Consider the following 14,177-nt stretch of genomic DNA (forward strand, 5'->3'; position numbering starts at 1 on the left):
GTAATCTAAAAAATATGAAAAAATTTAAAACCTTTTTTGCTGGTATTATTGCAATAACTGGGATATTAATTTCCTGCAATGAATCAGATATAGAATTAAGTAATCCAAATCAATTACCACTTGAAACATTTTTCAAGTCAAGCGTAGAACTAGAATCTGCGGTAACCGCAGGCTACGCATACCTTCAAGACGTTGGAAACTATGGCAGATATCAGTTTTATATTAACGATAATATTGCTGGTGAAAACTATGCTGCAGGAAATTTAGAAGCAGACAAAGTACAAATGATAAACCTACAAGTAGATGAAGCTAACAATGGAAACAACCAATATTGGCAACATAATTATCAAGGTATTGGAAGATGTAATTTTGTAATAGAAAATGAAGTTAACTTTAAAAATATATCTGCATCAGAAATCTCAGCCAGATTAGGGGAAGTTCGTTTTTTAAGAGCGTTGTATTATTTCAATTTAGTTACTAAATATGGAGAAATCCCTTTAGTTCTTGATTTAAAAACTGTACCAGGCGGCAGACCAAAATCCTCTATATCTAAAATTTATGAAGCTATCGTTACAGATTTAGAATTCGCTACAACAAACCTACCAACAAAAGAAAACCAAGAAGTAGGTAGAGCCACGTCTGGAGCAGCATGGGCATTACTTGGCAAAGTACAATTACAAAATAATAATGCAGCTGCAGCAAAAACGGCTTTAGCAAATGTAACAGGCTACGGCTTAGCAGATAATTACAGAGATAATTTTACTGTAGAAGGAGAACACAATAATGAATCTGTTTTCGAAGTTCATTATGATGAATCATCGGGCGATGGTGACTCTTGGAATCAAGACGGAAGAGGCAACTCAGAAACATCCTTTAGAGCCCAAGAATACTCTGGATGGTATAATGTAAAACCAAGCCAAGCTTTATTAGATGAATTTGAAAATGGAGACTCCCGTTATGCAGACTCTTTTTATTCAATAGACGCTAGCGATAATGGAACAATGACCAATACATACAATAATGGAGAACTTACTTTTATTTCTGGAGGCATAGGACCAGACGATAACCCTGCTTGGAGAAAATACCAAAACTTAGACAATAGAGAAAGTGAAACAATAAACAGTGGTATTAACGCAAGAGTTATTCGCTATGCAGATGTTTTACTAATGAAAGCTGAAGCAGAAATACGCTCTGGCGGATCTGAATCTATTGCCTTGGGATACATAAACGAAGTTCGTGCTAGACCATCTGTTTCCCTACCACCTGTAGTAGCAGTAGGAACATCAGCAATTTTAGATGCCATTAAACACGAAAGATGGGTGGAGCTAGCTGGTGAACAATCTCGATATTTAGACTTACAAAGATTTGACAATTTTAGCTACTTAATGCCTATTCCTAATATTGAATTACAAGGAAATACAAATTTATAACCCCCCATAGTTTAGTTTTTTATTATTTGAATTTGATAATCCTACATAGCAACTTACTATGTAGGATTATTTATATATTTGTTTATCTTCAATAAAATTTGTTCCATGAAATTATTTAAATTCCTTTTCTTATTAATTTTCATTATTTCTTGCTCAAAAAGTACTAGTAATGTCAAGAAAAAGCAATTTACATTACTAGATTCTAATCACTCAAAAATTGAATTCACTAATACACTAACGGAGTCCGACAGCTTAAATTATTTCAACTACCCATATATATATATGGGAGGCGGAATTACCGTTGGCGATTTTAATAATGACAACTTACAGGATCTCTATTTTACAGGTAACATGGTGCAAAACGCACTATATTTAAATAAAGGTCATTTAATTTTTGAAGACGTTACAGAAAAAGCTAATGCAGGATTAGGTAATGACTGGTTTTTGGGAGCAACAACTGTAGATATTAATAACGATGGCTGGTTAGACATTTATTTAAGTGTATCGGGGAAAAATGAACATTGTCCAAATAAGCTTTTGGTAAATCAGGGGCTAAACGCAAATGGCTATATAACCTTTAAAGAGGAAGCTAATAAATATGGTATTGCAGATAAAGGACACAGTACACAGAGTACTTTTTTTGACTATGACAATGATGGCGATTTAGATTTATATGTCGCCAACTACCCCATAACCCCCTTTAAAACAAGTCCATATATTTTTAAAAACCATGTTCGTCATGCGTTACCTCAACACTCCAACCATTTATATAAAAATAATGGAGACAATACGTTTACAGACATTACCAAAGCATCGGGCTTACAATCATACAGTCTATCTTTAAGTGCAACTATAAGCGATTTAAATAATGATGGATTTAAAGATATTTACGTTAGTAACGATTTTGCCAGCGCAGATTTTTGCTATATAAATAACGGCGATGGCACATTTAAAAACACACTAGAGCAGTCTGTAAAACATACCGCTTTATATGGTATGGGTACAGACATTGCCGATTTTAATAACGATGGCTTTCTAGATATTTTTCAAGCAGACATGGATGCCTCTACGAACAAACGCTCCAAAGCAAATATGGCTAGTATGAACCCTCAAGTATTTTGGGACACATACAATTCTGGACTTTACTATCAATATATGCATAACTGCCTACAATTAAATACTGGCATTTTAAATGATGATAAAAGTCCACTATTTAATAACATATCTAGAATTTCAAACACCTCCAGTACAGACTGGAGTTGGGGACCTATTTTTGCAGATTTAGACAATGATGGCTGGAAAGATTTATATGTTTCCAATGGGACACGAAGAGAAATTAATAATACCGATTTTTTTAATGCTATTAAAAAAACTAAGAACCCTTTTGGTAAAAATAAAAAAACTGATGGTCTACAAAATGCTTTAAAAATGCCCTCTGAAAAAACAGATAATTTTGTTTTTAAAAATTCTAAAGATTTAACTTTCGAAAAAATAAATAAAGAATGGGGGTTACAGTATGATGGTTTTTCTAACGGCGTAGCTTATGCCGATTTAGACAATGATGGAGATCTGGAAATTATATTAAACAATATTGACGACAAGGCAGTTATCTTCGAAAACAATAATAGTCATAACTATAATTATTTAGCTATTCAATTCCATGGCGAAAAATTAAATGTAAAAGGTATAGGTACCAAATGCACTATCATTTCAAATGGAAAAAAACAATTTCAAGAGTTAAGTTTAGAACACGGTTATATTTCTTCTATGGCACCAATACTCCATTTTGGACTAGGAAAAGAAACTACAATTGATACCCTACACATTAAATGGCCTAATGGAAAAACTCAAATACAAACCAACCTCTCCGTAAATAAAAAAATAACTGTAAATTATTCTAATGCCATTTTTACTGAAACGAATAAAACACCACACTCCAATAAAATTTTCAACTCAAAAAACATAGCTTTAGATTCATTATTTAAACACAAAGAAAATCCATATAACGACTATAAAAAGGAAATTCTATTACCGCACAAAACATCTACTTTTGGTCCATATCTTTCTGTTGGAGATTTAAATAATGATGGATTAGACGATTTATATATAGGTGGCGCTTCCAAACAAACTGGCGGATTATTTTATCAAAATAAAAAAGGATTATTTGACAAAAAAGAATTTCCCCTAAAAGAAAATAGCATCCAGGAAGATATGGGTTCATTAATGTTTGATGCCGACAATGATAATGATCTAGACTTATATGTAGTTAGTGGCGGCAATGAGTTTGAGCCAAACTCTAAACTACTTCAAGACAGACTTTACATAAATGATGGTCATGGGAATTTATCTTTATCTAAAAATGCCTTACCAGAGATGCTTACCAGTGGATCTAGAGTTTATAGTTTTGATTTCGATAAAGATGGAGATCTAGATCTTTTAGTTTGTGGCAGACTCATCCCTGGTAACTACCCTGCTCCTGCAAAAACATATCTTTTAGAGAATGTAAGTACCACTACTACTGTTAAATTTCTTGACGTTACACAAAACTTAATTCCTGAGTTTGATAAGCTTGGTTTAACCACTGCTGTTAGTCTTGAGGACATAAACAATGATGGATGGCAAGATATTATTGCCGTTGGAGAATGGATGCCTATACGTGTGTTTAACAACAATCAAGGCGAAGGATTTACAGAAAACTCCAATCATTTGGGCTTAGAAAAAACAACAGGGTGGTGGTTTAGTATTGCTAGCGGTGATTTTGACAAAGATGGAGATATAGATTTTATAGCAGGAAACCTAGGCTTAAACTACAAATATAAGTCTCATGAAGATGAAACTTTTGATATTTATTTCAACGATTTCGACAACAATAACAAAAAAGACATTGTTTTAAGCTATTATAACGAAGGAAAAAAATACCCTGTTCGCGGGCGTTCATGCTCATCATCACAAATAAGCAATATTAAAAACAAGTTTAAAACCTATAATGAATTTGCCGAAGCTACTTTGGTAGATGTTTACGGTGAAGAAGAGCTAGAAAACGCTTTGCACTATCAAGTAAATACTTTTGCAACAACCTACATCGAAAATAAAGGCGACACATTTGTTTTACACAAACTCCCTAATGAAATTCAATTATCAAGCATTAATCAAATTTTAGTTAAAGACTTCAATAATGATGGAAATCTTGATTTTGTTGCCTCTGGAAATTTATATGGTTCGGAAATCGAAACGCCAAGAAACGATGCTGGTACTGGACTATTTTTAGCAGGAAATGGTAAAGGAAAATTTAAACCATTATCAATTTCTAAAAGTGGTTTTTATACTCCAAAAGACGTTAAAGACTTAGCCTTAATTACCGTAGGCAAAAAACAAATGATTATAGCTTCAAATAACAATGATTTTTTAAAATTTATTGAAGTTAAAGCAAATTAAGATTCTTCATAACTATGTCTCAAAATAAAATCACTTCTATATATTTATACTGCTCTCTTTTTAGTTTGTTACTAATTTTAAATTGCAAAAAAGAGCAAAAAGAAGAAGCAAAAACTAGTGTTAAAAAAGAGACTTTATTTCAAAGTTTACCTGCCAACCAAACAGGCATTTCATTTAGCAATGAAATAAAGGAAGACCCAAAAAACTTTTTTATAGTATACAATTATGCTTACAATGGGGGTGGCGTTGCTATAGGTGATATTAATAACGACGGACTATCGGACATCTTTTTTACAGGAAATCAAGTCGACAACAAACTGTATTTAAACAAGGGAAATTTTCAATTTGAAGACATTACAAATATCGCTGGCGTTACAGGAGGAACAGGCTGGGATAACGGCGTAGTTATGGTCGACATTAATGGAGATAAATTACTAGATATTTATGTATGTCGAGGCGGATGGCATGATACAGATCTAGAACGCACTAACCTTCTTTACATAAATAATGGAGATAACACCTTTACAGAACAAGCTCAAGCCTACAATATCAATGATAACGGATATTCTATGATGGCTTCGTTTTTCGATATGGATAATGATAACGATCTGGATATGTATCTTATAAATCGTCCCAAACGCTTTTTTCTATCGAACGATGCTATTTCAAAAGGAAAGGAAGAACAAAGCCCATTACACAGAGATAAGCTTTATGAAAACGTAAATGGTGTTTTTAAAGACATTGGAATAACTTCTGGAATAAATCAAACCTATGCCTATGGTTTAGGACTATCCACTTCAGACTTAAATCATGATGGGTTTAGTGATATTTATGTTGCTAACGATTATTTTGAAAGTGATTATTTCTTCCAAAACAAAGGCAATAAAACCTTTTCTCAAAACATACAATCCATGACCAATCATGTAGCATTCTATGGTATGGGAGTAGATGTTGTCGATTTTAATAACGATGGATTTGAAGATTTAGTAGAACTCGACATGACACCATCAGACCACGTTCGTGCCAAAACAACCATGGCAACTATGAATGTAGATGCTTATAATCGTATTTTAAATCAAGGAAACCATTACCAATACATGCACAATATGCTCCAAATTAATAACGGCAATGGTTTTTTTAGTGAAATCAGTCAGTTTGCAGGTATAGACAAAACCGATTGGAGTTGGTCGTGTCTAGGAAGCGATTTCGATAATGATGGTTTACGAGATTTATTTGTTTCTAACGGATTTAGACGTGATATTTTCGATAAAGATGCGACCAATAAATTTTTAAAATATGTCGATTCTAAAGAAAAGAAACAACGTTCTAAAAGTGAAAATGTTAACCATATTGTCAACCTTTTTAATGAAAACAAAATCTCTAACTATATTTATAAAAATGATGGCGATTTAAAATTTTCAAATCAAGTAAAAAACTGGGGATTGGAAACCATTAGCTTTTCTAATGGTGCTGCTGTAGGCGACCTAGATAACGATGGCGATTTAGACTTAGTAGTTAACAATATAAATGATGCTGCATTTGTATATAAAAATAACTCAGAAAAATCGGGAAATAGTTTTATAAAAGTAAAACTTCAAGGCCCTAAAAACAACTCTTTAGGTTTAGGTGCCAAAATCACAGTATATACAAATAAAGGCATTCAATATCACGAATTAAAAAATGTTCGTGGTTACCTATCATCTGTAGATCCTATTGCTCATTTTGGTTTAGGAAAATCGAATACTGTCGATTCTATAAAAGTTATTTGGCCAGACAAAAAAACAAACCTCATAACTCACGTTAATAACAATACGACTCAAACTATTGACTATAAAAAGGCCAATATTATAAAAGCTAAAAAAACCAAGCTAACCAGACCTATTTTTAAAAATATCACTAAAACAGCATTTTCAGGAAAGCCTTTTTTACATCAAGAAAACGAATACAACGATTTTAAAAATCAAATATTATTACCTCATAAACTATCTACAGAAGGTCCTTGTATTGAAGTTGGAGATATTAATAATGATGGTTATGAAGATTTTTTTATTGGAGGATCCACAGGACAAAGTGGAGCTATCTACATTCAAAAAGCAAATTACAAGTTCATAAAAACATCGCAACCCAATTTATTAAAAGATAAAATACATGAAGATACTGCTGCATCTTTTTTTGACGCTAATGGTGATGGATTTTTAGATTTATATGTGGTTAGTGGTGGCAATGAGTTTTTAGAAAATGCGATACAATATCAAGACAGATTATACTTAAACAATGGAAAAGGATCGTTTATTAAATCGAATAACCTACCTCAAATCAATTCAAGTGGAGGCTGTGTCACTCCTTTAGATTTTGATAATGATGGCGACTTAGATTTATTTATTGGAGGACGCTTAGTTCCAAACCAGTACCCAAGTGCTCCTAAAAGTTATTTGTTAAAAAATGACTCTGGTATTTTTACCAATGTGACCTCTCAATTCGCTAAAAACCTACAAAACATAGGCATGATTACAGCTGCAACATGGCAAGACATAAATGGCGATTCAAAAAACGAATTATTAATTGTTGGTGAATGGATGGCTATACATGTATTCCAATTAGAAAAAGGTTTATTTAAAAAGCTTGAAATGCCTAGTTTAAATAAAACCAATGGTTGGTGGAATACTATTGAAGCAAGTGACATCGATCTAGATGGAGATATCGATTTTGTTCTAGGTAATTTAGGCGAGAATTATAAATTTAAAGCAAGCGAAGAAAAACCATTTTATGTATTCTCTTCAGATTATGATAAAAATGGCACAAACGATATTTTTCTTGCCAAAAATTATAAAAATAAGATTGTACCTATCCGCGGAAAAGAATGTTCCACAGAACAATTACCTGACTTATCTAAAAAATTCCCAACCTATAGTGAATTTGCAAATGCCGATTTAGGCACTATCTTGGATGATAAAAATTTAACATCACAAAAACACGAAGTCTGTATGTTTCAATCCGTAGTTTTAATTAATAATAACGGGATTTTAGAGATTAAAAAACTTCCTAGTCAAGCGCAATACTCAACAGTTCAAGCAGTAATTCTAGACGACTTCACTAAAGATGGGAAACAAGATATTCTACTTGCTGGAAATAAATTTAATGTAGAAATAGAAACCACCAGAGCAGATGCATCTATAGGCGTGTTCTTAAAGCAAGAAAGCAACTTTAAATTCAATTCCATACCACCAAATGCAAGTGGTATATTTTTACCTAACAATGTAAAAACACTTAAATCTATTAAGCTAGGTAAACTTTCAAACAGTGTTAAAGGTATTATAGTAGGTGTGAATAATGGTGGGCTGGTGTTGTTGGAGAGGGAGTAGAATTTCTAAATATTCTTCAATAATCTTTACAAATATATTTTCGTATCATATATCTAGTTATTGGATTTAAGCTCTTGCCTGTCTCTGGATGAAGTCCATATGCAGAAAAAAACTGCAATTCTTTCTTAACATTTTTCCCATACCACACCATAGGTCTCCCTTGTAAATCAAAAAACGCTGTATTACAATCAGCCTTTATTCTTAAAAGCTTAAGACGACTTTCATCGTACAGCATAAGCACTCCTGAATCATACTTTTCTTTATCAAATCCTACTTTAATATAATGATCTTCTTTCCACATCATCCATCGCTCCTCCTCAACAGAATTAATTACAAACAAAACAAGAACAGAAATCCCAACTACCGAAACTGATATAATATTCTTTTTAAATAAATTAAAGCGCTTCTTTATTTTAGATGTATTTCTAGATACAAAGTCTTCATAATCATTATACCCTAAATATTTACATAATCCAATAACAACTTTAAACTGTTTTATATTAATATCCTCAAGCTTATTAGCTAGTTTTTCAGCTTCTTTTTTGTAATCACGAAAACTTCTTTCCCCCAAACTAAAACCTTCTTTTTCAGATATATATTCCGAAAGGTCTTCTGCTATAGCAACTACCGACGGTGATTTTTCCCCTCTTTTTTCTCTTTGATTTTTAGCTTTAACAAAAGCTTCAATAATTAGTTCCTTATACATTAAACGGTTGGTTTTATGTGGTTTAAATTTAATTATTTTTTTGGAATAAATTTGGAAATAGTATTCCTAAACCTTTCCATAACACTTCCTATCCTTTTCCACCAATTTCTTTCAAATCTCATTTTATTTGCTTCAGAATTAATAACGGTCTTACTTGTAATAAGACTTACGGCTTTTAATTCTAAACAAGAATAGCAGAGTAAAGTTTATAATTTCTGGGAAGTGATCATACTTCTTTACTTCTGCCTTTCACACTTCCCAAAAAAACGAGAAAGGCGCCTTCTCACTTTTAGCACCATGCTAAAGCAATAGAGCATCCGAGAAAAACTCGGACAGCCAAACTATTGCTCAATTTTAAAAATTATATAAAATGAAGAAAATAACTTTAATAATACTTACGGTTTTCCTTAATGTTGGACTTTTTTCTTGTTCACCTGAAACTGTTACAGAAAATAATAATCCACAAGAACAACTATGTTGTGATGAAGAAGGACCTATTATCCCTCCTCCAACTAAGGATTAATTGCTTAATAAAAAGTTAGTTATTACATTAGAGGAATGAAACCATTAAAAACTTCATTCCTCTTTTTTTTAATTATTTACCTTTCAACAATATCCTGCAATTTTTTGCATTCTCAGAAAGCAATTGATAGCTCGCTATATTATTATAATTTCATTCTAAAACCTAGAAATCACAACGATCTCACCAATGCATATGTTTTCTTTGAAAAACACAAAAACCAAAGTCTAATTAAAAAAGACACTTTAAAGATCATACTTAATTTAAGATACATTGCAGTAATACAAAACAAATTAGGGGCATTATATGATAGTGAAAACTCAATAGTGACTGCTATGAGTTATTTAGATAACATAAAAGGAGTAGACACTCTAATAGAACCAAGAATTGGTATTTACAATCAATTAGGAATGATTTACAGACAATTTGAAGATTATGATAAATCTTTAGAATACTACAATAAGGTTCTAGAAATAACAAAAGACCCAAATAATATAGCTCAAATCAATAATAATAAAGCTAATGTTTTTAAATACCAAAGAAATTACACACAAGCAATTAATGAATTTCAAAAAGCTTTTTCATTCTACACCAAACAAGGCAATATCATTAAAGCAGCGAGAGCCCTAGACAATATTGGAATTGTCCAATCTAAAACCCAAAACCCTGACGCTCTAACAAATCTTGAAAGAGCTTTAAGTATGAGAAAAAACGCAAACCATACTTCTGGAATTTTCACTAGTTACCTCCATATCTCTGAATATTATAAAGATGAAAAAAATAACGAAAAAGCTCTTTTTTATGCAAAAAAGGCTTTAAAAATAGCGAATTTCACAAAAAACATAAAACACAAAGAAAATGCCCTATCAATGTTACTTAATCTAAAAAATGATAAAAACATAATAGAATATAAAACAATAGAAGATAGCTTAAAAAAAGCTAAACAAATTCAAGAAAATAAATATGCAGCTATTAAATATAATGTAAAAGAAAAGGAAAAAATAATTAATGAAAGAGAGTTAATGTTAAAGTCTACTGAACTTGAAAAGGAAAAAGAAACAAAACTAAAATTAGTTTATTTATTCATAGGACTTTCTATTTTATTAATGTCATTTTTCCTAATTCTAATCTTAAAGTCAAAACACAAAAAAGACAAAATCCAACAAGTTTACAATACCGAAACACGCATTTCTAAAAAGGTTCATGATGAAGTCTCTAACGACATGTATCATCTACTCACAAAACTACAAAGCAATCCTAATATACAAGAAAACATTTTAGACGACATAAGTGACATTTATATAAGAACCCGAGATATATCTAAAGAAAATAGCATTATTGAAGTTAAAGAAGATTATGGCGATCTATTAAAAGATCTACTAATAAGCTTTAAAAATGATAAGGTAAACATTCTTACCAAAAATATATCTAAAATAGATTGGGATGCAGTTGAAGACATAAAAAAAACAACACTTTACAGAGTACTTCAAGAATTAATGATTAATATGAAAAAACACAGTAGGGCATCATTAGTCGTATTAAACTTCAATCAAGAACGCCATAAAATAACCATTAATTATAATGATAATGGTATTGGAGCAGCTATTAAAAAAGGAACAGGTATACATAATGTGGAAAACCGTATGCAATCTATTAACGGAACCATTATTTTTGAAACAGAAATTAACAAAGGGTTTAAAGCAAAAATAACAGTATAAATATGTTTAAAAAGGTTTTAATAGTTGATGATCATGACGATATTAATAATGGTGTTTTAAATATTCTAAATACTTTTAATATTGAAACGATACAAAACGCACAGTACTGTGATGATGCACATTTAAAAGTTAAAAAAGCAGTTTTTGACGGTCAAAATTTTGATTTATTAATCACCGATTTATCCTTTAAAAAAGACCACCGTGAGTGCAAAATTTCTTCCGGAGAAGAACTTATTGCTACATTAAAAATTGAATATCCAGAATTACCAATCATCGTATATTCTATGAATAGCCTCTTGCAAAAAGTAAGAACGTTAATTAATAAACACCACATTAATGCATATGTATGTAAAGACCGTAAAGGCTCTTTAGAACTATCTCAAGCCATAGAGGCTGTATACAATAAAAAACTATTTTTATCTCCTCAGGTAAAAAATGCTTTAAGCTCAAAATCAGATTCAGAAATTGATGATTACGATATTGAACTTATAAAACAACTTTCCCTAGGTTTGTCTCAAACTGAAATTAGTAAACATTTTGAGCAACATCACATTACTCCAAGCAGCTTAAGTTCTGTAGAAAAACGGCTCAACAAACTCAAAGACCTATTTAAAGCAAATAACGCCATACACTTAGTTTCTATAATTAAAGACTTAGGATTGCTTTAAGTTTTTCTTCTTTATAGATTTTCATAAAAAAATAGAATTTAATCAGCACGTCTTTTTTTAAAAGCGTGCTTTTTGTTTTTAGAGCATGCGGGTTACCGTAAGGTAATCGTCTATAATGATTTTAGGTTTGTGGGATTATTAATCTTTAAAATTTATAAAATGGGTTATCCAAAATTTATTATTAAGAAAAGTAGTAACGACAAATACTATTTCAACCTTCATGCTACAAATGCTAAAATTATTGCAACAAGTGAAATGTATGAATCTAAAGATGGTTGCAAAAATGGAATTGAATCGGTAAAAACTAATGCTCCGATCGCAGAAATAGACGACCAATCTTAATAGTAATTTAAATTAATTCTCTGAGCCTTGCGGAATCCCGTAAGGCTTTGTTTTTTAATAGGTTTAAGTTTGAATTGTTAAACTTTAAAATTTAAAAATATGCCAAAAGTATCACTTCAAGGATGCTCAGGAAAGACTTATAGCTTTGATATTTATTCAATAGAAACAGCTTTTAACACATTGGGAGCAATTTATTTTATTAGTAAACGACAAGATAAGACACATACTAGAATTTACTTAGGAATCACTGAAGATCTATCTACAAGATTTAATAACCATCACAAACAAGATTGTTTTGATAAACATAATGCAAATTGTATCTCTGTTCATCTAAGTTCTTCAAAAGAAGAAAGAGAAACTATTGAAAAGGACATTTTATGTAATTATGACTTCTCTTGTAATGAAACAAACAACTAACATCATGGAATATAAAGTCATACCATTCGTAGCATCAATTGACTCTAAAAAAGGGAACTCTACACATGTTGCCAATCAACTCGAAGAAATAATTAAACACCATTCAAATCAAGGATGGAACTACATTAGATTAGAAAGTGTTTCAACATTTGTTCAACCGAACGCAGGCTGTTTTGGTATTGGAGCTAAACCAGGGTATACTACCTCTAGACAAATGATCGTATTCAATAAACAACCATGAAACATTTACTTATTATTATAATTAAACTTTACTGGAAATTCATACCAGAATCCAAACGAAGAAAGTGTTTGTTCAAAAAATCATGTTCTAATTACGTGTACGAAGTAACAGAATCCAAAGGATTATTACATGGACTAAAAGCATTAAAAATCAGAATTAATAATTGTCATCCAAATTATAATTTGATTGAAGTTCATGGAGAAAAACTTTTAATAACAAACTCTAATAATATTTTTAAACAAAGTGAAATTAGTGAAACTATACTAAATTAAAAAACCATGAAAAAACCAACTCTAATTTTTACGCTTCTAATCTGTTTTATATACTTAATTTCTTGTGATTCAGAAGAAACCCCAAGTTCAGATTCAGAAACCATTAATTCTGAGAATACGTCAAGCACTGAATGGAGATGCGGAACCCATAACGGAAAATCTTTATGGACAGGCCCTAAAGGTGGCTGCTATTACTACAACAGTAATAATAATAAAACCTATGTAGATCGATCCGAATGTAATTGTTAATTATTTTACGATGGGTTTTAAATTTCAAAAACGAATTAAATTAGGTAAAAACATTGGCATAAACATTAGTAAATCTGGTGTTACTCCAAGCTATAGATCTAAAAAAGGCTCCATAAGCACCAAAGGTTATTCAATTAAAACTGGAATCTCTGGACTAACTTATAGAAAAGGGTTTTCTAAATCTAAAAACAATGGTTGTTTAGTTATTTTAATGGTCTTTTTAATATTAGGAAGCTTAACAATTATAGCACAACTATAATATGAGGTATAGAAAAGGGTATTACAAAAAAAATGGAGCCTATGTACAAGGGCACTACACTAAATCCAGAAGTAAATCTTATTTAAACAAGAAAAGAAAAGGGTGCACTAGTACAATTCTAATACTATTCACCTTAATTATTACAACATATTTAATTAATCAATTATGATATCAACCGAACTAAAAAGTCATTTTCTAAGATTATACCTAATGGCATTTTCTGATGATAATTTTGATGTTTTAGAAATGCAAATGCTTTATAAGTTTGCTGAAGAGCGAGGTGTAAACAAAGAACAATTGAACACTATATTATTGCAGCCTTCTCATGAAACATTTATTCCTGAAGACCTAGATAAAAAAATAGAGTACCTATATGATCTCGCTATTATGATTTGGGCAGACAATATAGTCACTGATGACGAAAAAACAGCGCTCAAAAAATACGCTTTAAAATTTGGGTTTTTGGAAGAAAATATTGGTGAATTAACTCAATTTCTATTGAAACATGCCAAAAACAATCTTCCCAAAGAAGACTTAATTAAACTTATAAACGAATAG

14 protein-coding genes are annotated in these 14,177 nt (G+C 31.1%); 13 read left to right on the forward strand and 1 reads right to left on the reverse strand.

The window, feature by feature from the left end; all coding sequences use genetic code 11:
* Nucleotides 1-14 precede the first annotated feature (14 nt).
* From A8C32_RS02905 to A8C32_RS02915, 3 genes are all read left to right on the forward strand, one after another.
* Nucleotides 15-1,430 carry a RagB/SusD family nutrient uptake outer membrane protein gene (locus A8C32_RS02905; RefSeq protein ID WP_069828940.1) on the forward strand — a complete coding sequence of 472 codons (1,416 nt, stop codon included), beginning with the start codon at nt 15-17 and terminating at the stop codon, nt 1,428-1,430.
* Between the two features lie 105 nt (nt 1,431-1,535).
* Nucleotides 1,536-4,865 (forward strand): VCBS repeat-containing protein, encoded by a 3,330-nt coding sequence (locus tag A8C32_RS02910; protein ID WP_069828941.1) that lies wholly within the window; start codon nt 1,536-1,538, stop codon nt 4,863-4,865.
* Between the two features lie 14 nt (nt 4,866-4,879).
* Entirely contained in the window at nt 4,880-8,227 is a 3,348-nt protein-coding gene (locus tag A8C32_RS02915) for a VCBS repeat-containing protein (RefSeq protein WP_069828942.1), read from the forward strand.
* Between the two features lie 16 nt (nt 8,228-8,243).
* Here A8C32_RS02915 and A8C32_RS02920 read toward each other — a convergent pair whose 3' ends face one another.
* The gene (locus tag A8C32_RS02920; RefSeq protein WP_069828943.1) at nt 8,244-8,933 is read right to left on the reverse strand and encodes a hypothetical protein; all 690 of its coding nucleotides are present in this window, start codon (nt 8,931-8,933) and stop codon (nt 8,244-8,246) included.
* 370 nt (nt 8,934-9,303) lie between these two features.
* Here A8C32_RS02920 and A8C32_RS20480 point away from each other — a divergent pair, with 370 nt between their 5' ends.
* The 10 genes from A8C32_RS20480 (at nt 9,304) to A8C32_RS02955 (ending at nt 14,177) form a co-directional block, all read left to right on the forward strand.
* Nucleotides 9,304-9,456, forward strand: coding sequence for a hypothetical protein (locus A8C32_RS20480; protein WP_165605777.1), 153 nt, complete (start codon nt 9,304-9,306; stop codon nt 9,454-9,456).
* A gap of 104 nt (nt 9,457-9,560) precedes the next feature.
* Nucleotides 9,561-11,171, forward strand: coding sequence for a tetratricopeptide repeat-containing sensor histidine kinase (locus A8C32_RS02925; protein ID WP_069828944.1), 1,611 nt, complete (start codon nt 9,561-9,563; stop codon nt 11,169-11,171).
* Nucleotides 11,172-11,173: 2 nt separating this feature from the next.
* Nucleotides 11,174-11,839 carry a response regulator gene (locus tag A8C32_RS02930; protein WP_069828945.1) on the forward strand — a complete coding sequence of 222 codons (666 nt, stop codon included), beginning with the start codon at nt 11,174-11,176 and terminating at the stop codon, nt 11,837-11,839.
* Between the two features lie 159 nt (nt 11,840-11,998).
* A complete protein-coding gene (locus A8C32_RS02935; protein ID WP_069828946.1) occupies nt 11,999-12,181 on the forward strand; it encodes a YegP family protein in 183 nt (60 codons plus the stop codon).
* A 99-nt stretch (nt 12,182-12,280) separates the two neighbouring features.
* Entirely contained in the window at nt 12,281-12,598 is a 318-nt protein-coding gene (locus tag A8C32_RS02940) for a GIY-YIG nuclease family protein (RefSeq protein WP_069828947.1), read from the forward strand.
* Between the two features lie 4 nt (nt 12,599-12,602).
* Nucleotides 12,603-12,839, forward strand: coding sequence for a hypothetical protein (locus A8C32_RS02945; protein ID WP_069829169.1), 237 nt, complete (start codon nt 12,603-12,605; stop codon nt 12,837-12,839).
* A complete protein-coding gene (gene yidD / locus A8C32_RS19745; RefSeq protein WP_083253217.1) occupies nt 12,836-13,111 on the forward strand; it encodes a membrane protein insertion efficiency factor YidD in 276 nt (91 codons plus the stop codon). The genes A8C32_RS02945 and yidD overlap by 4 nt, the downstream gene beginning before the upstream one ends.
* Before the next feature lie 6 nt (nt 13,112-13,117).
* Entirely contained in the window at nt 13,118-13,360 is a 243-nt protein-coding gene (locus tag A8C32_RS20235; protein ID WP_123803303.1) for a hypothetical protein, read from the forward strand.
* A 10-nt stretch (nt 13,361-13,370) separates the two neighbouring features.
* On the forward strand, nt 13,371-13,619 hold the full coding sequence (locus A8C32_RS02950; RefSeq protein ID WP_069828948.1) for a DUF4236 domain-containing protein: 249 nt from the start codon (nt 13,371-13,373) through the stop codon (nt 13,617-13,619).
* Nucleotides 13,620-13,829: 210 nt separating this feature from the next.
* Nucleotides 13,830-14,177, forward strand: a complete 348-nt coding sequence (locus A8C32_RS02955; protein WP_240491674.1) for a hypothetical protein — start codon at nt 13,830-13,832, stop codon at nt 14,175-14,177.

It is taken from the genome of Flavivirga aquatica (assembly GCF_001747085.1).
Taxonomy (GTDB): domain Bacteria; phylum Bacteroidota; class Bacteroidia; order Flavobacteriales; family Flavobacteriaceae; genus Algibacter_C; species Algibacter_C aquatica.

What these genes read in the sequence shown, in the direction of transcription:
- A8C32_RS02905 (WP_069828940.1), top strand. Translation starts at nt 15, where the DNA reads ATGAAAAAATTTAAAACCTTTTTTGCTGGTATTATTGCAATAACTGGG.
- A8C32_RS02910 (WP_069828941.1), top strand. Translation starts at nt 1,536, where the DNA reads ATGAAATTATTTAAATTCCTTTTCTTATTAATTTTCATTATTTCTTGC.
- A8C32_RS02915 (WP_069828942.1), top strand. Translation starts at nt 4,880, where the DNA reads ATGTCTCAAAATAAAATCACTTCTATATATTTATACTGCTCTCTTTTT.
- A8C32_RS02920 (WP_069828943.1), bottom strand. Translation starts at nt 8,933, where the DNA reads ATGTATAAGGAACTAATTATTGAAGCTTTTGTTAAAGCTAAAAATCAA.
- A8C32_RS20480 (WP_165605777.1), top strand. Translation starts at nt 9,304, where the DNA reads ATGAAGAAAATAACTTTAATAATACTTACGGTTTTCCTTAATGTTGGA.
- A8C32_RS02930 (WP_069828945.1), top strand. Translation starts at nt 11,174, where the DNA reads ATGTTTAAAAAGGTTTTAATAGTTGATGATCATGACGATATTAATAAT.
- A8C32_RS02935 (WP_069828946.1), top strand. Translation starts at nt 11,999, where the DNA reads ATGGGTTATCCAAAATTTATTATTAAGAAAAGTAGTAACGACAAATAC.
- A8C32_RS02940 (WP_069828947.1), top strand. Translation starts at nt 12,281, where the DNA reads ATGCCAAAAGTATCACTTCAAGGATGCTCAGGAAAGACTTATAGCTTT.
- A8C32_RS02945 (WP_069829169.1), top strand. Translation starts at nt 12,603, where the DNA reads ATGGAATATAAAGTCATACCATTCGTAGCATCAATTGACTCTAAAAAA.
- yidD (WP_083253217.1), top strand. Translation starts at nt 12,836, where the DNA reads ATGAAACATTTACTTATTATTATAATTAAACTTTACTGGAAATTCATA.
- A8C32_RS20235 (WP_123803303.1), top strand. Translation starts at nt 13,118, where the DNA reads ATGAAAAAACCAACTCTAATTTTTACGCTTCTAATCTGTTTTATATAC.
- A8C32_RS02950 (WP_069828948.1), top strand. Translation starts at nt 13,371, where the DNA reads ATGGGTTTTAAATTTCAAAAACGAATTAAATTAGGTAAAAACATTGGC.
- A8C32_RS02955 (WP_240491674.1), top strand. Translation starts at nt 13,830, where the DNA reads ATGGCATTTTCTGATGATAATTTTGATGTTTTAGAAATGCAAATGCTT.